This is a genomic window from Rhodosalinus sp. K401, from assembly GCF_041365735.1.
Taxonomy (GTDB): Bacteria; Pseudomonadota; Alphaproteobacteria; order Rhodobacterales; family Rhodobacteraceae; genus Rhodosalinus.
Genome location: NZ_JBGFSI010000014.1, coordinates 81,959 through 100,985 on the forward strand (window position 1 = coordinate 81,959; position 19,027 = coordinate 100,985).

Consider the following 19,027-nt stretch of genomic DNA (forward strand, 5'->3'; position numbering starts at 1 on the left):
AGCCTGACGCCGCGCTAGAAGAACCCGTGAACAAGGATCTTCTAGCGCACTGTCCGAACCGCCGCAACCAGCAAAGTTGTTTTGCTGGCAAGAATGTTGTTTGCTCTCGGCATGGGGTCGTCTCTCACAGGAGACACCAACCATGGAACCCACGACCGGCCTGATCCTGAGACGGATCACCCAGACAGAGCTGTCCGTTTCCGCCCACAAGCTGGCGACCGTCATCCTCGATGCCATTGCGTGGAAGGAGGGTTACAACGGGCTGGCGCGCGGGACGGCTGCCTTCACCCTCGCCGACCTGGCGTCGAAGATGGGCATCTCCCGCCAGTACCTGACCGAGCTGATGGCTGAACTTGAGGCGTCCGAGCTGGAGCTGAGACGCGAGAAGCCCAACGGCAAGTTCGCGCCCTGGCTGTTTCGCTTCACGGCCTTCGATACTGAGGATGAAGATCAGGATGTTGCGTCAGGCACAGGCGACACATCACTATCTAGAGAAAGAAATAACAAAACTATTTTTTCAGGACAGATCACTATTTCTGAAGCGCCCAACGTCTTCCAGACTTGTTGGGCGGAGTTGATCAAAGCAGCGAAGAGGGCCCTGCCCTGCTGGAACGTCGACACGCAGGTGATCTGGGACCGCTTTCTTGCCTTCAACCGGGCGCGCGGGAACGACAGGGTTCCAGCCGGCTACCTACTCGGGTTCATGCGCCGATGGCGAACCTCTTCCGGTTCGGTGAGCCGACCGGCGGAGGCGCCAACTTCGCTGAAGGCGGCTGACCCCCGGGAACGAGAGTTGCACGCTCAGATCAAGGCCGCACCCAGCGGCAACCGGCAGTTTCACGCGTCAGACCTGTGTCGGCTCATCGGGCAAACGGCTTACGAGGCTCGCATTCTCGACGTAATCCAGAGGTTCGGCTGCCCACGGTTCACTGCGACGCTCGCCGTTCATGGGAGGGCCGTGATAGCCGGAGAAATTACGCGATGAAGTTGGAGGGTTAGCATACGCATGGTCAAAAAGGAGTAAAGCTGCCAAGGCATTCGAGAGTGCCAATCAGAGCAGATCGGCAACCGTTGGAACCAAGCATTGTTGGCCAGAACCGAGTGCCAACGGCCCTGCCCTGCCATCTCGCGGATCAGCCTCTGCACTTCCATCTTTGTAATGTTTCGCTGGACGGTCGTGCGACAATCGCAGGCCAAGGACTCGGCCATCGGGCTAGAGACAAGCGGTCATTTTCACCATGGCGCTCATGCAAAAATCATCCCGACGAACCTTCTCCTCGGGTTATGTCCATATCTGACGTAGCGCCATGTCACTTCTGTCGAAACGACGGAGCTGAGCAATGACGCACGAACAATATCTCGCCCTTGAAATGATCGCTAGATTGGCCCACCGTTTCGGTCCGGCCAGCCGTATAGCAAAGGAACTGCCCGGCTGGCTGGAGTACCTGACCGAAGTCGAATGTCCCGAACGGCCTCGTACCCGACCAAGTTCGCAATGGTGGAACAAGATCAGGACCATCGCGCACGACCTTGTGCCGACCGCCGGGGGTGGCGAGGGCGAGATCGTTCAGCGCAACGCAACCCTCCTTGGCGAGCATTTCGGGCTATCCCCAGCCGAGACATCCATGTTGACCTTCGTCGCGTTCTACAAGTTGTTCGACGGGTTCGAGCATGTCGTCGATGGCGCGCTGGAAACCAGAGAGGTCACGGTGCCGCTGCTTTTGTCGTGGTTCTGCGCTGCGCCCGAGCCTGAAATACGCGCAGCCATGCGGGCATCCGGCCGACTGACAAACTCGGGATTGGTGCAGCGCAACAGCGGCGGGCGTCACCGCCGGATGCCATTCGATCTGTCTGATCGCCTGACCCTCGCGCTACTTGCCGAAGTCGATTGCATTGCCGACCTGATCGCCCTGATGTTCCCGCGTGCAGCTGCGCCGCAGGCTCAATGGCAAGACTTCGAAGGTCTAAGCCAGGACGCGGACCTGATGCGTGACCTGCTATCCAACGCGCTGGCCAAGCGCCAGCCAGGCGTGCACATACTGCTCTACGGCCCTCCCGGCACAGGCAAAACCGAGTTCGCCAAGGTGCTCGCGCGTGAGGTCGGAGCCGAACTGCGCGCGGTCGGCGAAACGGACGATGACGGAGGCGAGCCATCGCGCCGAGAGCGTTTGGCCGAACTCACCATGGCATCTCGTATGCTGGGGCAAAGATCGGATACCGTACTATTGTTCGACGAGATGGAAGACCTGATTGGTGGGCACAGCTTCCGCTTTAGCCATGACATGCTGTCGAAGGTCCATTTCAACCGAATTCTTGAAACCAATCCGATCCCGGTGATCTGGACCACGAATTCGGTTCACGCCTGTGATCCTGCCTTTCTGCGGCGGATCAGCTACTCTGTACTGATGCGCCCTCCATCGGGCCGCGTCAGGGCACGTATCTGGCAACGCCTCGAGGAGCGACATGGTGCCGGCATACCGGACACCGCCCTGCCGGACATGGCGGAACGGCATGACCAGGCTCCGGCGCTTGTTTCGGACGCGATGGTGGTGGCAAGGCTTTGCGATGGTGGGCCGGCTGTTGTCTCGCAGGTGCTTGATGCCGCTGCCCGTTTGGCAAAGGGCGGAGCCGATAGCGCGCCGCGGCATTATTCAGAAGTGCCTTGGCAACCTTGTCTGGCTCGCGCCGACGCCGATCTTGCCCGGATCGAAGCGCGGCTGGCGCCTCCGAGCGCACCTCGCCGTGTCAGTTTTTGTCTTGAAGGACCGGCGGGGACCGGCAAAAGCGCATGGGCACGGCATCTGGCCCGGGTCATCGGCATGCCGGTGATCGAAAAGCGCGCCTCGGACCTCATGTCGAAATGGGTTGGCGAAAGCGAGCAAAACATCGCGCGGGCCTTTTCTGAAGCACGCGCCGACGGTGCCATGCTCATCTTCGACGAGGCTGACAGTCTGCTGGCTGATCGTCGTGGCGCTGAACGCAGCTGGGAGGTGAGCCAGGTCAATGAGATGCTGACCTGGATGGAAAGCCACCCGTTGCCCTTCGTCTGCACTACCAACTTCGTCGAAAAGCTCGACCCTGCAACTCAGCGCCGGTTTACCTTCCGCATCCGCTTCGATTTTCTCTCAACCGATCAACTTCCGCTGGCTTGGGCTGCGCATTTTTCATGTTCGCCACCGAAAGAATTGTCTACGCTTGATCGACTTGCTCCGGGAGATTTCGCGAACGTAGCCCGCAGAATGCAGGCACTGGGTGTTGCGGACCCAGAGGAAATTCTGCGCGCTCTGATCCTTGAGGAAGATGCAAAGACAGGAACAACGCGACCGATTGGCTTTGGCCGTTGACGCCAAAGTGCGCCGTCAGAATGATTGTACTGTATTGCTAGGAGGAGTCATGCGCTACGCACGCCAAGAAGATTTGCAACGACTCGCTCTGATAATGCAGGGGTCAGCGGAGGGGATTTCGCTTTCCGACATAGAGCGAGAATTCAGCGTATCCCGTCGCACGGCAGAACGCATGCGTGATGCCGTACGCAACGCCTACCCTCAAATTGAGGAAATCTCCGGCGAAAGTGGTCGAAAATACTGGCGCTTTCCGCCGGGATCATTAGGCCGAATGGCTGAACCCACGCTGGATGAACTGACCGCCGGCCACCGCGCTGCCGCTATTTCGCGGCGCGAGGGTGATCATGCCACAGCAGATACGCTAGAGCGACTGTTAACAAAGGTGCAGGCAATGTTCCGCGAGGATCGCCGCCGGTCGATTGCTGCTGACCTTGAAGCACAACTATTAGCTGACGGTGTAGCCTTTCGGCCTGGGCCTCGTGAAAAAATTTCGCCTGAAATTTTATCTGCAATTCGTGAAGCAATCCTTGCAGGGGTCATGATCTCTGCTGATCATCGCGCGCGTGCTTCGGCGAAGCTTTCACGCAATACCCGGCTCGGCCCAATTGCCATGTTATTTGGTCAAGGGCGCCAATACCTTTTGGCTTGGAGCGAATATCAGGACGATCTTCGCCTGTTTGCGCTTGCTGGGTTTGAACGGGTTTCGTTGGAACCCGAGGTCTACGAGCGCCCCAAAGGTTTCGATCTGCAGGAATGGCTATCAGAGAGCTTTGGTGTGTGGCGGGAGGAACCGCTTGATGTCGTCTGGCGGTTTCTGCCTGACGTTGCCGATGAAGCTGCGGGATATCTGTTTCATCCCAAACAGCAGACCGAGCGGATGGAGGACGGGTCACTGATCGTCCGTTTCCGCGCCGGAGGACGGCAGGAGATGGACTGGTATCTGGCAAGGTGGGGAGATCGGGTGGAAATTTTAACTGAGAGATCGCAATGACCTTCGAACGTGATGTAAATAACTTCCCAGCCAGTTGGCGCGGCATCGTCAATAAATGGGGAGAGTTCAACGCAAATTATTATGACCGATTTCAAGACCTGCCCGCATGGTATGTTGAGAACTCGAACTCTGCGCTGTTCTCGGCAGCGGCTTGGGCTGAGGGCCACCTTGCTCTGTGTGAAGTAGATGCTGAAAAGAAATTCTACACGGGGCGACCAGGCCGCCCAGCTACCTACCCAGGGCGGATGGATATTGAATTGACCATTGATGATGGAACATACTGGATTGAGGCGAAAAGAAGGGCATTCTCGCTCAGTGCTAGCTCTGACTATTCTTTCCGGCATTCTTTCTTATCGGCATCTGTTAAAGAGGCCACGGAAAATACAACTCAGTGTCAAGAAGCCGCTAATGCATTGGATTGTTGCGTAGCATCTCTTGTATTCTTCTCTGGCCACATCCGACCCGACGCTCCCGAACGAGCGCGGGGGACACCACCACTAATGCGGTCGGAGTTGATTGCCGCTGAAACTGCTGCGCTTCGAGCAAACATGCAAGATCTTGGTCGGGATCTGGGCGCTCGAGTATACCATGCGGTATTCAGCCAGCGGGACTGCAGAATTTACCATAATTGGGAAGGCTATTATTGGCCAGCAGCGTTTGGACTCTGCGCTGTTATATTTGATTGAGGTGGATTTGCGGCCTACGTCCGAAACTGTCGTAGCCCAAGGATAAACTCAGATCAGGTCAAGAAAGAAAGAACACCGCTTGCTTCGTAACAGCACATCTCACCCTCTTCGCATCGACAGCTTGCTTGTTGGCAACGGTCATCTCGGCCTCACCCTATGTCCTGGCAAGAAAGGCGACAGCGTCTTCGGCGCGGGGTGGGACCGCGATCTCGACGTTGATCTTGATGCGATCAAGGCTTGGGGGGCGCAAGCGGTCGTGACTCTGATTGAGGACTCGGAGTTCGAACTGCTTTCCGTCACGGGTCTTGGCGATGCGGCCAGGGCACGGGGCATGGACTGGCACCACTTCCCGATCCCTGATCTCGATGTGCCAACGGCAAAGGCTATGGCGCGCTGGCGCGAGTTGTCGCCCCGCCTTCACCGCATCTTGGAAAATGGTGGCCGTGTGCTGGTCCATTGCCGAGGCGGGCTGGGACGTGCGGGAACCGTTGCCGCGCTTCTGCTGGTTGACCGCGGGCGTCCAGCAGGCGAGGCGATGGCCCTCGTCCGCGCCGCGCGGTCAGGAGCCATTGAAACATCGGAACAGGAACGCTTCGTGCACGACTACGCCCGACATGACGGGCTATCGCTTATCCGTCTGCACGCCAGCCTTCTGGGTGGGGCGATCGGCGACAGTCTGGGGGCCGATATCGAATTTCTCTCTCTCGCGGAAATCCGCCGTCGTTTCCCGGACGGCATTTCGGAGATACCACCGCACAGGGGGCTGCACGGCGCTATCTCAGATGACACCCAGATGACCGTGTTCACGGTCGAGGGGATCATCCGCGCGCAGGTCCGCGGCATTCTCAAGGGCATCTGCCACCCGCCGTCCGTGATCCATCACGCGCTGCTGCGTTGGTGCAAAACCCAAGGTGGCGAACCGCAGGTTCAGACAGATGATGTGGGGCTGATTAATGACCCGCGCCTGCGGGTTTGTCGCGCGCCTGGCAATACCTGCCTGTCATCCTTGGCAGCGAGCCCGCATTTCGGGGAACCGGCACGAAACAACAGCAAAGGATGTGGCACTATCATGCGGGTGGCCCCGGTCGGCCTGATGTTCTCCCGTAACCAGGTTCGTTCGATGGCCATTGAGACATCCGCCCTGACGCACGGTCACCGGACCGGTCAGCTGGCCGCCGCCGCCTGGGCCGAAATGCTGGCCGATGTAGCAACCGGTGCCAAGCTTGAGGATTGCGCCATGCGAACCGCAGAAACCTATGCGCGACTGTCCGGAGGCGCAGAGACGGCGCGGGCGATCCATGCCGCGCTGGATGCGCCCCGGGATGGTGCGGGCGAAACCGTGGAATCTCTGGGTGGTGGCTGGATCGCCGAGGAGGCGCTGTCCATCGCGCTCTATGCCTGCCTCGCCGGAGAGACCTTCGAAGAGGCCCTGCTGATTGCCGCCACCCATGGTGGAGACAGCGATTCAACGGCGGCGATTGCCGGCAACATGCTGGGGCTGCTTGATCCTGTGGCTGTGCTTCAACACCGCTGGGCCGAGATCGTTGAAGGCGCAGACATCATCTCGCAACTCGTACGGGATTACAGGGACCTCACATCTGACAGCGGTGCGGCCGAGGATCTCTTCGAGATCTATCCGGGTGGTTAGACATATGGGGGGAATATCCGAAATGCATCGATTGAGAGTTCGAAAGAGAATGACTGTGGCCACACAAGCCATTGATTCAAAATAATATCCCAATACAGTATCAATTTGCGCAGTGAGCCCGAAACCCATGTTCTACCCTTTTCTCGTCGCCGATCCCCGCTCCGGCCTGCAGTATCGTCTGACCGATACCGGTCTCGCAGAGCTATCCCTCGCCCCCAAAGCCCAAGAGTGGGCGCCGGGGCGAGTGATTGCGGAAGACCCTCACCCGGTCTGGCAAGAGAGCTTGGCCAATGCACCGGTCGAGACAATGTCGGCCGTCAGCGCGGCGTTGGAAGGTCTGGTGCTGGCCACTGCCGATCTGCGCATTCCATCAGCGGGCGCTATGGGCGAAAGCCGTGCAGGGCGACATCTGGATGCTCTGATCGCACTTTGGTGCAAGCTGGGTGACGCCTTGCCCGAGGGGCTGGCCGCGGTCCGCCATGTTCTGGACCTGCCGCATGGTCGGCTTCTTGACCCATTGCCGGTTGTTGGAGGGTCGCTTGACCCGCATGCACCAGCCGCGATGAAGGCGCTTTATGGAAGACTTAAGGATGAATTCGGGGCTGTGGCTGCGCCCGCCAAGACGCGCGCGGCGCGTGAAGGATCGCGGCTGCACGCTTTGCAGGGCGGGGTAGCCGAGGCCGCGATCGATGCCGCGCCAAAGGATGGCAGTCTCGCCTTTTATGGTTTGCGCGATGTGGCTGCCTGCGCTGACTTTGCGGCGGCCCGTGCGCGTGCCCTGATCGAAAGTGGCATCCCGGCACGGGAGATTGCTGTGCTGGCCTCTGCTGACCCACGCCAGATCGCCCGTGCCTTTGCCGAGCAGGGCGTGCCGATTTCAGGGCTTCCCGGCAGCCTGCCAGAGCGCGACCTCGTTGGTGAAACAGCACTTCAACTGGCGTTAGCCAAGCGCACACCCACACCTGCGACGGTCCTTGCAAGTCTCGCATTGTCACCGCTGATGCAATGGTCAGCCCAAACCGGGCGCGACCTTGCCGAAAGCATTATGAATGGTGACTTTCGCGGTGATATCCTGTCGCCCAGCCCTGCGCACAAAGACCTCTGGACGGATATTCGGTCATCCGCCAGCAGCCTTGCGCAACTGCGTTTCCTGATCGACCGTATCTGTGAGCGCATTGCGCAAGGGAACGAGGTTCGAGCCCGTCTGTCGATCCCGCCCGGCGAGGGTAGCCCAGACTGGGAAGCTATCCTGCGCGGTATCCAGATTGCATCCCCGTCAAGTGCCGATCCTGAGCGCAACCTTGAAGGTGTAAGCCTCTGGTCTGCGCACGAAACTCCGTGGCGGCAATGCCGACATCTGATCATCACGGATTTCACCGACGGTCAGTATCCGACCCGACCTCGCGCCAACCCGCTGTTTCTGGACAGCGAAATCACTGCAATTCGAACCACCACCGGTTTGCAGCTTCGCGGGAGGGCAGAGGGTTTGGCTGAAAACCTCTTCCTCTTTGACCAGCAGCTTCAGGCGGTTGCGGAGTCTGTGACATTTCTGGTCCCGTGGCGCGATCTATCGGGTGTGCGGCAACAACCTTCAGCTGGGCTATCACTGGTCGCACGCGCAATATCGGATGTAGAAGAAACTCATGATCTGATCCTCGACCTGTCGCGCCTGCCGCCCGGCGACTGGCCTGTGGCACATCACCGTCTGCCACCGTTGCCGGAATCGGACGAACTCCCCGAGGCGCTCTCGTTCCCAGGCCTCGACCTGTTGGCGCTCCGTCGCAAAGATGACGGAACAAGCAAACCTCAGTCACCCTCACGGCTGGAAACACTTCTGGTCAGCCCGCTGGCATGGCTTCTGGACGAGGTTGGCGCGGGCGACATGTCTTGGTCCGCTGAGGAACTCGATGTGATGGCCAAAGGCAACATTGCCCATGACGTGTTTGAACATGTGTTCCTCAAGGACCAACCCCTGCCAGAACCTGCGGCACTGACGGCTGCAGTTGCCGAAGCCTATGAGCGAGCGCTGACCCGCCATGCTGGGTTTCTGCGAAGCGCATCATGGGAAATGGAGCGCAGCGGGCTCGAGCGTGAGATCCTTCAGGCGGCGCTGCGCTGGCGCGAACATCTGCTGGCGCTTGGCGCAAAAATCATCGGCAACGAGATCTGGCTGGCGGGTGAGGCGCATGGCATCAACCTGCACGGTAAGGCCGATGCGATCCTTGAGTTGCCAGACGGTACGCTTCTTGTCGTCGATCACAAAAAAAGCGGCACATCGGCCCGGCGTAGGCGAATGGAGGCAGGGTGGGATCTGCAAGCAGGGCTATACCGAGACATGCTCGCCCGTCCTAGTCGGCGCGACGGCGACGGGATGGACCCGCTGATTGGCCGACAGGTCGGTATTGCCTATCACCTTATGAATGATGGTGGGCTCTTAACCTCCGGGCATGTGCCTGCAGAAGGATCTCCCGCCCGCGACATGGGCGACGCCGTCAACGATGCGGCTGTTGCGATGCTTGCTGAACGGCTGGCGCAGCTAGGGGCCGGCCGGGTGGTGCTGAATACCTCAGCCGATGAAGGCTTTTTCAAGAAAGAAGCAGGATTCACGCCCTATGCGCTGACCGACGGCTCGACCCTGGTTACCGCGTTCATCCGCCAGACCGAGGAGGCATGACCATGGACGGAACAGATTCAGACCGAGGATTGGTCATCGTGCCCGCCGGCGCAGGCGCCGGGAAAACCCATCGTATTAAGACCCAGCTTTCTGACTGGGTGAAGCGCAAGATCGTGCAGCCCGAACGTATCCTTGCCGTGACCTTTACAGAAGCCGCCGCGGGCGAATTGCGCGAACGTATCCGAGCAGGGCTTCTGGCGGACGGGCTGGTCGCCGAGGCCATGGCGGTGGAGCGCGCATATGTCTCTACCATCCATGGTTTGGGCCTGCGTTTATTGACGGAACATGCGCTAGCAGCAGGTGCATCACTTCAACCGCGTCACCTTGGCGATGCCGAGCGCGAGCTGCTGATCCGGCAGGCGCTGGCCCATGCAAAGTCGCTTGATCCGATCAAGGCCGAACCCGAGCGGTTCGGATATCAGCCCAACTGGCAAAAAGGCGAAACGGTCGAAGATTCACTACGGGGCCGGGTTCTGTCGATGATCGACCTGTTGCGCGGGCTGGGTGATAAAGGCCGTGATCCGGGCCTGATCGCACCCGCGCTAGCGCGGCTCGATACGATCTATGGCGAAGTGCTCGCGGATGCCGCAGCCGCCCGTGATGTATTGGCGAAGGCGGTTTCCGCCATGCTTACGGCCTTTCCGGACGGTGGCATGGACGGCGTCACAGCGAAGGGCCCCCGCGAGACGCTGGAAAACAATCTGGCCCTGTTTCGCCGTGTTGACCGCGACCCGACCCTGCTGGACCGGGACTGGAACATCTGGCAGTCACTGCGCAACCTTTTCACCTCGAACAGCCGCACGAAGACACCCGAGGGATATGATGAGCTTGCCGACGCTATAATGCAAGCTGCGGAGGTGCTGCCTTCACATCCCGGTCCATTGGCCGATGCGAAGCTGCACTTTCGCTGCCTGATCGCCTGTGCGCAGGAAGTGATGGAGGCTTACGAGGCGCGCAAAAAGGCGCTTGGGCTGATTGACTATGCCGACATGATTGCAGGCGCCGAGCGGCTACTACGCACCGATCCAGCAGTGCGCCAAGCTGTGCTGGATGAGATTGACTGCGTCATCATCGACGAATTTCAGGACACCAACCCGGTGCAGTTCGCTTTGCTCTGGCAATTGGGTGTCCGCGCGCCACGCACCCTGCTGGTGGGGGATGTCAAACAGTCGATCATGGGTTTTCAGGGCGCTGATCCGCGCCTGTCTCAGGCGCTGGCAGCGGCCAACCCCGAAGCGACGCAGCCCCTTGACCGCAACTGGCGGTCTACACCGGCGGTGATGGACTTCGTCAACGCTATGGGCGCCGGGCTGTTTGGCGCAGGCTACAATCCGTTAGCCCCGACGCGTGATCCGGTGCCCGGTCCGGCGCTCGAGGTCTTGAACATCGTCAAGGGTCGCGGGGTAAGAAAGTATTCGAAGCCGCAAGAGCATGTTGCAGAGCGCATCGCCCAGATCTTGCAGGTGGGGGAAACGATCACCGACCGGCACAGCAAGGCCCCAAGGGGCGTGCGCCCCTCTGACATCGCTCTTCTGGTCTGCCGGCACGCGACCGCAGCCCGCTATGCCGAGGAATTGCGCGCGCGCGGCGTACCTGTCCGCATTGCCGAGGATGGCTGGGCGACAAGCCCGGTTGTTCAGGCGGCTCGCGCGGCGCTCAGCTATGCCGCGAACCCTGCCGATACGAATGCCGCGCTTGTCCTGCGCACCCTCGGCCCCGGTCCGCTCAGCCTGCAAGCCGCCATGCAAGCGCAGATCCAAGGTCGGTTGGCGGATGATCCGGTTCTCATGCGACTTGCGGCTCTGTCGGACCGCCTTACTCGCTTGCCGATTTCCAATGCTGTGGACCTGGTGATCAATGCTTCTGGGCTTCGGGTCTGGGCTGACCGTCAGCCCGACCCAGCACAGGCGCGTGCTGACCTTCTGCGGCTTGAAGCCGAAGCAAGCGACTTCGAATCCGCGCACCGTGATCTCAAGGCCGCAGCCGGTTTCCATGGCGAAAGCGCCAAGGTGTTTCTTGGCTGGCTGGATGCTCGCGCCAGCGAGCGCGATTTCGACCGCCGTCCCGACCCCGCCGCCAACAGCGCCGAGGCGGTCGAAATCGTCACATGGCACGCCAGCAAGGGGCGTGAATGGCCGATAACTGTGGTCGCGGAATTCGACCACGGGATCGAAGACTGGCCGGGCAGCACCGCGACCCGGTTCACCGCGCTTGACAAGATCGACGATATGGACGCCGTGCTGGCCTCGGCCGCACTGATCCACACGCCGGGATTTGCCGCTCCGGAAGCAGAGCGGCGGTTCATTGAAGATCGGCGCGCGGATTTCGAGGCAAATGCGAAGAACCTTCTTTACGTCGCCCTGACCCGGGCACGCGACCGGCTGGTTCTGGAGTGGCCAGGCTTCCTGAAGGAGCGTGACGGGGAAGCTCCGGAGGCCAAGTGCCTGTTCCATGTGTTCATGGATGCCTGCTTGCCGCAGATCGGTGGTGATAAACTGCGCATCGGCGGGATTGATTGCCCGGCCATCATTAGGCAGCTGCCCGAACACGCGGGCTTCACCGCGTATTCGGAGGCTGAGATCACGGATACACCACGGCTCGGTAGAGCTACCCCCTTGCCTGCTGTGGACTTAACGCCCTGGAGGTTGCAGCCATCACAAGCCATGACGGCACTGTCTGCACCAGAAAGCCAGGGTATCAAATTGGGCACACCATGGTCCCGCACAGTTAGTGACGCGGCCCGTGGGACAGCGATCCACCTTGCCTTGCGGACTTGCCTGACGCGTCCTGGTCTTACTGAAGGCCTGCCCAAGGCTACCGGTTTGGACGATGCGACTCTGGAGCTGGTCGCGGAGCGAGCAGCTGCGCTGAAAGGCTGGCTTGCGGCCGATGGCTACACTGATCTGCTTTGTGAAATCCCTCTTCTAGGACGTACTAAAGAGGGTGCTGAAATTCCCGGCATGATCGACCTGCTGGCCGTTGGGCGGAAGAGATGCCTGTTGATCGATCACAAGACCGGCGGTGCGGGTGAGGGTTTCGGCCTCTACTGGCCGCAGCTTTCTGCTTATGCTGGCTTGGTGGCAAAACTGTTCCCACAGCACACGCTGCAAGGAGTGGCCGTGTTCTGGATAGACCACGGGCGATTAGAATTGGCCGAGCCACAGCATTTCAGGGAGGACCCTGACCTAACCCTATCTATTTCAACACGTTAGTAGCCGATGTCCTATCTTGCCTGGATCGATTTTGACCCTGAAGAGCGGCGGCGCGCCCAGACCCTCATCGATCTTTTCAAGCAGCCAGAGGCGCGCGATGAGCTTGGCCTGGGGACGATCCGCGACGGGCTGGCTGATCTCCTCTTTCCGGGCACCAGCACGATTCAAACACGGATACGCTACATGCTGTTCGTCCCTTGGATCTATCAGGAAGCACAGCAGCGAAAGGCAAGTCAGGCAGAGCGCACGAAATTCGCCCGGGACCTTGAGTTCAAACTGAGCGAAGCACTTTTGCGCGGCGACAAGACCGGAGGTGTAATCGGCCGCGTTGCCGGACGGAGCCTGAAGAGGCTCCCGTCGAGCGTTTATTGGGCTGGCATGCATACGCTTGGCATCCGCACGCGAGGCGGCAATCCAGCATCTTTTTTGGCCTATGGACCAGAGAGTATAAAGGATCACGATTTCACATTATGGGCGCCAAGCCTTCCGAACAGGCCAGAAAACCTGTTCGAGCAAACAGATTTTACGCTGCGGCCTGAAGAAGCTGATTTCTTGCGTGATCGCATAGCTGCCAGTGCCGAAAAAAGCTTGCTGAACGAACTTGCCTCGAAACAGAAAGACTTCAGCGAGGATTGGGCATGGCAAGTGCATGAAGACACGGTGTCCGACCGCAATCGATCCATTCTCCGCCATGCGGAGCGTTTCTCTGGCGTGATGCACGGCGCCAGCATCCTCTACAATCTGCTGCTTGCCTTACGAGCGGCGGATCGCCCGAATGCCAAAGCCCATGGCGAGGCACCTGCATTGGTCGAAGACTACCGAAAAAGGCTTGAGGAATGGCAAAAAAGTCTGCCGGCTCTCGCGCTTCAAAACTGGGACCTGGAGGATCTGTTCCAGATCGTGGGAACGACCAGTCACAACCTTCGCGAACCATCTCGGGCTTTCGTTCGAGCCTGGCTCGAAATGACGCTGCACAGCAAGACGTCATTGGACCAAGACCAAGACGCCATTGAACTTCTACGAAAGCGCGAGCAGACGCTGAAGCGGATGAAGGCTCGGTTGCTTCATGATGCACCCCTCGAACGCTGGTCAGGCGCTTCAGGCCTCGCGCCGCTGGATTTCCGTTGGGGAATTGCGCGGCGTTATCTAGGGGAGCTCGTTGATGTCAGCTGACTCGCCTTTCGACCCTGAGAACCGAGAACTTTACACCGCGCTGGTGCGTGCCCCGGACGGGTACAGCTTCGGGCATGCCGTTGCCACGACGTATTCGCTCGATTTCGAGACGGCGCTTACCATTCCGATCAGCATCGTGTTCCGCGATGCCGAGAACAGAGACGAAATGCTGCGAAGCCCACTCGCGTTGTTGCAGAGCGTCGAGCGGATGGCCGACCGCATCGCAGTCTATTGTGATCGCGGCCGCATCAAGGAGGCCAATCCGAAGACAGCGAGGCTGATGGCGCTCTACGAAAAGACCATTGTGGAAGTTGCGGCCCCCGGTGGAGGTGCGTTCCATCCAAAGCTGTGGTGCATTCGTTTCGAGCCCCAAAAGAAAACAGACCCTGTTCGAATGAGAGTGGCGATCCTGTCAAGAAATCTCACTAATGATCGGTGCTGGGACCTCGCTTTGACTCTCGATGGGACCGTATACGAAGGAAAGAATGACGATAACCACGCACTGACAAAGTTGCTGCGCGCCCTCCCGAACCTCACCAATCCAGCCACTCGACCTGCACCTCCGAAATTCTTGGCTTCGCTAATCTCGGATTTGGAACGAACTCGGTGGGAGGATCTTCCTGCGGGGGCGACAAAGGTCCGCTTCGCGGTCAATGGTCTGGATGGTGATGGCTGGGTGCTTCCCCACGGCGAAAAGCTTGCGGTTCTTTCCCCCTTTGTCACCGCTCCTGTGCTCGAAAGGCTCGCCAAGGGATACGGATCGAAAGAAAACCGCCAACTCATCTCGCGCGCCGAGGAACTTGACGGCATAGATCCGGAAATACGAGAGCGTTTCTCGATCTCGACACTCGATGAGCGTGCAACCGAGTATGAGGAAGGCGCGGCGGATGAACCGAATCCGTCAGATCTCGAAGGGCTTCATGCAAAAGTCTACCTCGTGGAAAAGGGATCCCGGCTTCAGATCCACACCGGTTCGGCAAATGCGACCACAGCTGCGACGGTTCCGACCAAGGGCGGGCGGACGCGAAATGTCGAGGTGATGGCAACCTTGGACGGCCCGAAGACGCGCATGGGAACAATCGACCAGGCCCTCTTTTCCGAGGCGTTCCAGCGGTTGCTCGCCAGTTACACACCGAAGGATCCACCGACCCTGGACGAGGCCGTAAAGGCGGAAAAGAAGCTGGAGGAAATGAGGGCAGGCATCTCGGCGCTGCCGCTTGATCTTTGTTGTTCCGAAGTGGGCGACCTGATCCAACTTGAGCTGCAACTGGCCACCAAAGACAAGCATGTTTTGCTGCCCGATGGCGTCCGATGTTTTGTTAGGGCGATCACAATTCCGAATGAACAGGGATACGATTTAAGCAGATTGCTTTCTGGCTCCGATACAGAGCTTGCATTGGGTGCTGTTCCTCTTGGCGATGTTACGCGCTGGCTGGGAATTCGATTGCTTCATGAGAAGACACAGGTGGCAGTGACGTTCACACTTGGTGCGCGCTTGGTCGGCGTCCCAGAGGGCCGCGACGCCGCCATTCTCCGTGCCCACATCGAGAACGCGGACAACTTCCTGCACTATCTCCGTATGCTGCTCGGCACGCTTGGCGAGGGAAGTTTTCTGGAAAGCGACACGGGTGGTGATGGCCAGTGGCTTCGCAGCTTGGGCGATGGAAAAACGTCGCTTCTCGAGCCAATGGTGCGGGCGCTGAATCTGGAAAGCGGCGAGCTCGAAGAAATCGGCCGCCTGATCGAACGGCTTGGTGACCCGGCCAGTGACAAAACCGTTGTTCCCAAGGAGTTTCTGACGCTGTGGAAAAGCTTCGAGCCGCTTGTGACCAGAAAGAGGGGACGCAAGTGACCTATAGCGCCGCCGAGCACCTTGCGCTATTGAAGCCGTTTCAGAAAGCAACGGTCGACTACGCCTTTCGAAGGCTATTTACTGATCCGTCCCCGACAGATCAGTTCCTGGTCGCGGACGAGGTCGGGCTGGGCAAAACCATGGTTGCCAGGGGCGTGATTGCCAAGACCATCGAGCACCTGCAGGGCAAAGTCGACCGCGTCAACATTGTCTACATCTGCTCCAATCAGGCGATTGCGGCCCAGAACATCAAGTCGCTCAATGTAGTGGACTCTGCAAGCAAACCGCTCAACACCCGCCTGACGCTGTTGCCGCTCGAGATCGAGAAGGAAGGCGGGATTGCCTCCCAACCCATCAATCTGATCAGCCTCACCCCGGGAACGGCATTAGACCTCAAATCTTCCTATGGGACCGCAGAGGAACGGGCGCTGATCTTTGAAATGCTCCGCAAGCGTATCGGTCTGCGCCATCGCGGCATCCAGCAAGTGTTTCGCGGCGGCGTTTCCGAAGAGAACTGGCCGGGCCGAACGGCATGGATCCGAGGTAATCGTAAACGGATTTCGCAAGACATCGCTGATACGTTCAACCAGGTCGTCGATGACACATTCATCGAAAGGATTCGCGGAGCGGCAGACCTCGCAAGGCGGCACAAGCATCCCCCCTATCCCAACGACCAGCGCCCCGCGGTCATGATCGGTGAGCTGCGACGCATGCTTGCGAAGATCTGTGTGAATGCTTTGACACCGAATCTCATCATTCTCGACGAATTCCAGCGCTTCGCCGAACTTCTGCACGATCATGATGCCGAGGTTGCGCCCAAAAAGGCAGAGGCCGCGGAATTAGCGCAGGCATTGTTTTCCTATAGTGGCGAGGGCGGATCGAAGGCGAAGCTTCTGCTTTTGTCCGCCACGCCGTATCGCATGCTAACGCTTGCGAGCGATGCACCGGAAGAGGGCGACCACTACGACGACTTTTTACGGACGATGGGCTTCCTTTTCGGCGATGCGGATGGTCCGGCGCGCGTAGAGAAATTGAAAAGCGAACTTGCAAAGTTCAGGCGATCGCTGCAGTCGATGCCAGAGACCCGAGCGACCGCATTAGAGCAACGCGATAAAGTACAGGGCCTCCTGAGACTGGTCATCGCGCGCACGGAGCGCGTCGATTCTACCGAAGACCGCAATTCTCTCGTCCAAGATGCTATGCCCGAGATAACGATCGGAACCGACGATCTGCGAGAAGCGAAAGCCGTCGCAAAAGTTGCGGAACTCGTAGGCGCGCCCAGCATCATCGAATACTGGAAATCTGCGCCATACTTGCTGAATTTCATGCGAGGGTACAAGCTGCGCGATCGGCTGCAAGCCTTGAAATCCAATCCTACCGCCGAGCTTCGCAAGGCAATTCGACAGGCCTCTTCACACGTCATCAGCAAAAAACAGATTGAAGACTATGCTGAGCTTCCCTTGCGCAATGGAAGGATGCGTGCACTTGCGGATCTGGCGTTCAACGACGACCTTGGTAGATCGCTCTGGATTCCACCGTCGCGCCCCTCGTTTGGAATGCCAAGACCCGGCACAAAGGCGTTGGTATTCTCGGATTGGTCGATGGTTCCAGACGCGATCGCGGCTTTGCTATCGCACGAGGCGAGCCGCAAAATGGGTATGGTGCCGGACCTTGTCAGCAGGACGAGTAGGCCAATTGGCGTCGATGAACTAATGCCGATGCTCTACCCCTCGCCTTCGTTGGCGGCACTGGTTGATCCTCTCGCATTGGAGCGCCGCTTTGGCCGCGCTGAAAGCTATGAGATCTTGCACGCTCAGGCTTGCATGGTTTTGCGTGAAGCGCTTGCTGCGGACGCCATCGCGGGATTATCCCAGACAAGCGACCGGCTTCTGGCACTTGCGCTGGACAGCGCGCTTGGGCGCGAGGTGAAATGGTCCAGTGTCAGTGTCGTTGACCATGAAGATCACGACGAACGTGGCGCAATGGCGCGGACTATTGCCATGCTCCAAGAGGCACGCGAAGCTGACGCGCATCAGGGCGATGTTGACCCGAGCACCGTGATCGAAACGCTTGCCAGCCTCGCACTTGGCTCGCCTGCAATCTGTGCGCTGCGCGCGCTTTCGCGACTATTCCCGAAGATGGCCATCGACGCCCCTGAGTTGATCAGCGCATCAATCGGGATCGCGCTGGGTTTTCGCAGCCTATACAATCAACCCGAAACCCGCGCGTTGCTGGCTGAAACCTCGCCTCTCAAGTATTGGCGCGATATCATAAGGCATGCTGCGCAAAACGATCTTCCTGCGGTTCTGGACGAATATCTTCAGCTTGTCCATGAAACCGAGCGCGCCGAAAAAAAATCCAACGAGGACCAGGCAAAGACCATCGCCGCAACGGTAATTGCCGTAGTCGCCTTGCGCCCTGCACAGATCACATTGGACCACTGGTCGACGAAAGCGGGGCGTCTGCATGAACAGACATTCGGAGTGCGCGCCCGTTTCGCCATGCGTTTTGCAACAAAAGCCGAGGATGAAAAGGGGGTGCGTCGAACATCCGCGGTCCAGGCGGCCTTCAAATCGCCGTTCAGGCCATTTGTTCTCGCGTCCACGTCGATTGGACAGGAAGGATTGGATTTTCATCCCTACTGCTCGCGGATCGTGCACTGGAACCTCCCGCGGAACCCTGTCGATATCGAGCAGCGCGAAGGACGGGTTCATCGTTACAAAAACCATGCTGTCCGGCGCAACGTCGTCGCTGCTTTTCCCGCCACGCCGCTCACTGCGCAGAACAACCAATCACCTTGGATCTCCATGTTTGACGCCGCGCAAGAGGATGAGGTTTCAAATGGCCGTTCGGGAGATATCATTCCGTTCTGGGTCTACCCAGGTAATCACAAGATTGAGCGGATCGTCCTCATTCCGCCCTTCAGCCGCGAGAAGGAACGCTACAAGGATCTCATCACATCTCTGGCCACTTACCGGCTGGCCTTTGGCCAACCGCGCCAAGATGAACTGATTAGCCTCTTCTCGGATATGGACGACGACTTTATCCAAGAATTATCGGAGCTTCAGATATCGCTTAGGCCAAACTGACGCGCCCCACCGGCACCTTTAGCGAGAGCCAAGCAACCCTGTTCCTTCATTTCTGACGCCTGCCTCAGAACATTCAGATCGTTGGTCGCCACATCCGGTACCGCCCCTGCCCAGTCACCTCGCGGATCAGGCCGTGCGTTTCCATCCAGGCGAGGTTGCGCTGAACGGCGGCGCGGCTGATGCCAGTCATGGTCTCGGCCATCGGGGCGGAGACGAGTGGCCATTCGGTCAGAACTGCGCACAAGGCTGGGGGTGTGCGGCCCGAGAGTGGGATCATCTCGGTTTTTGCCCGCGCTGACCATGCTTCGATATCGTCTAGGTGGCGCACGGCGGTCAGGCAGGCGGTCTCCATCCCGTC

The 19,027-nt window shown here is 59.1% G+C and carries 11 protein-coding genes; 10 read left to right on the forward strand and 1 reads right to left on the reverse strand.

The features are described from left to right. Positions 1-142: 142 nt before the first annotated feature. The 10 genes from AB6A66_RS14305 to AB6A66_RS14350 all read left to right on the forward strand — a co-directional run bounded on the left by AB6A66_RS14305 (position 143) and on the right by AB6A66_RS14350 (position 18,669). Positions 143-985, forward strand: coding sequence for a hypothetical protein (locus AB6A66_RS14305; protein WP_371056419.1), 843 nt, complete (start codon positions 143-145; stop codon positions 983-985). Between the two features lie 355 nt (positions 986-1,340). Beyond that, entirely contained in the window at positions 1,341-3,344 is a 2,004-nt protein-coding gene (locus AB6A66_RS14310; RefSeq protein ID WP_371056420.1) for an AAA family ATPase, read from the forward strand. Positions 3,345-3,393: 49 nt separating this feature from the next. Continuing rightward, entirely contained in the window at positions 3,394-4,335 is a 942-nt protein-coding gene (locus AB6A66_RS14315) for a helix-turn-helix transcriptional regulator (protein WP_371056421.1), read from the forward strand. Then, positions 4,332-5,021 (forward strand): hypothetical protein, encoded by a 690-nt coding sequence (locus AB6A66_RS14320; RefSeq protein ID WP_371056422.1) that lies wholly within the window; start codon positions 4,332-4,334, stop codon positions 5,019-5,021. The genes AB6A66_RS14315 and AB6A66_RS14320 overlap by 4 nt, the downstream gene beginning before the upstream one ends. A gap of 79 nt (positions 5,022-5,100) precedes the next feature. Next, on the forward strand, positions 5,101-6,669 hold the full coding sequence (locus AB6A66_RS14325; RefSeq protein ID WP_371056423.1) for an ADP-ribosylglycohydrolase family protein: 1,569 nt from the start codon (positions 5,101-5,103) through the stop codon (positions 6,667-6,669). A gap of 127 nt (positions 6,670-6,796) precedes the next feature. Continuing rightward, the gene (locus AB6A66_RS14330; RefSeq protein ID WP_371056425.1) at positions 6,797-9,343 is read left to right on the forward strand and encodes a PD-(D/E)XK nuclease family protein; all 2,547 of its coding nucleotides are present in this window, start codon (positions 6,797-6,799) and stop codon (positions 9,341-9,343) included. A gap of 2 nt (positions 9,344-9,345) precedes the next feature. After that, a complete protein-coding gene (locus AB6A66_RS14335; protein WP_371056426.1) occupies positions 9,346-12,555 on the forward strand; it encodes a UvrD-helicase domain-containing protein in 3,210 nt (1,069 codons plus the stop codon). A gap of 6 nt (positions 12,556-12,561) precedes the next feature. Beyond that, positions 12,562-13,728, forward strand: coding sequence for a DUF6361 family protein (locus AB6A66_RS14340; protein WP_371056427.1), 1,167 nt, complete (start codon positions 12,562-12,564; stop codon positions 13,726-13,728). Then, positions 13,718-15,580, forward strand: coding sequence for a phospholipase D family protein (locus tag AB6A66_RS14345; protein ID WP_371056428.1), 1,863 nt, complete (start codon positions 13,718-13,720; stop codon positions 15,578-15,580). Before AB6A66_RS14340 ends, AB6A66_RS14345 begins: the two co-directional genes overlap by 11 nt. Continuing rightward, positions 15,532-18,669 carry a DEAD/DEAH box helicase gene (locus AB6A66_RS14350; RefSeq protein WP_371056429.1) on the forward strand — a complete coding sequence of 1,046 codons (3,138 nt, stop codon included), beginning with the start codon at positions 15,532-15,534 and terminating at the stop codon, positions 18,667-18,669. The genes AB6A66_RS14345 and AB6A66_RS14350 overlap by 49 nt, the downstream gene beginning before the upstream one ends. Positions 18,670-18,742: 73 nt before the next feature. Here the strand turns inward: AB6A66_RS14350 and AB6A66_RS14355 are convergent. Further along, a partial coding sequence (locus AB6A66_RS14355; RefSeq protein ID WP_371056430.1) for a helix-turn-helix domain-containing protein occupies positions 18,743-19,027 on the reverse strand: 285 nt, incomplete at its 5' end.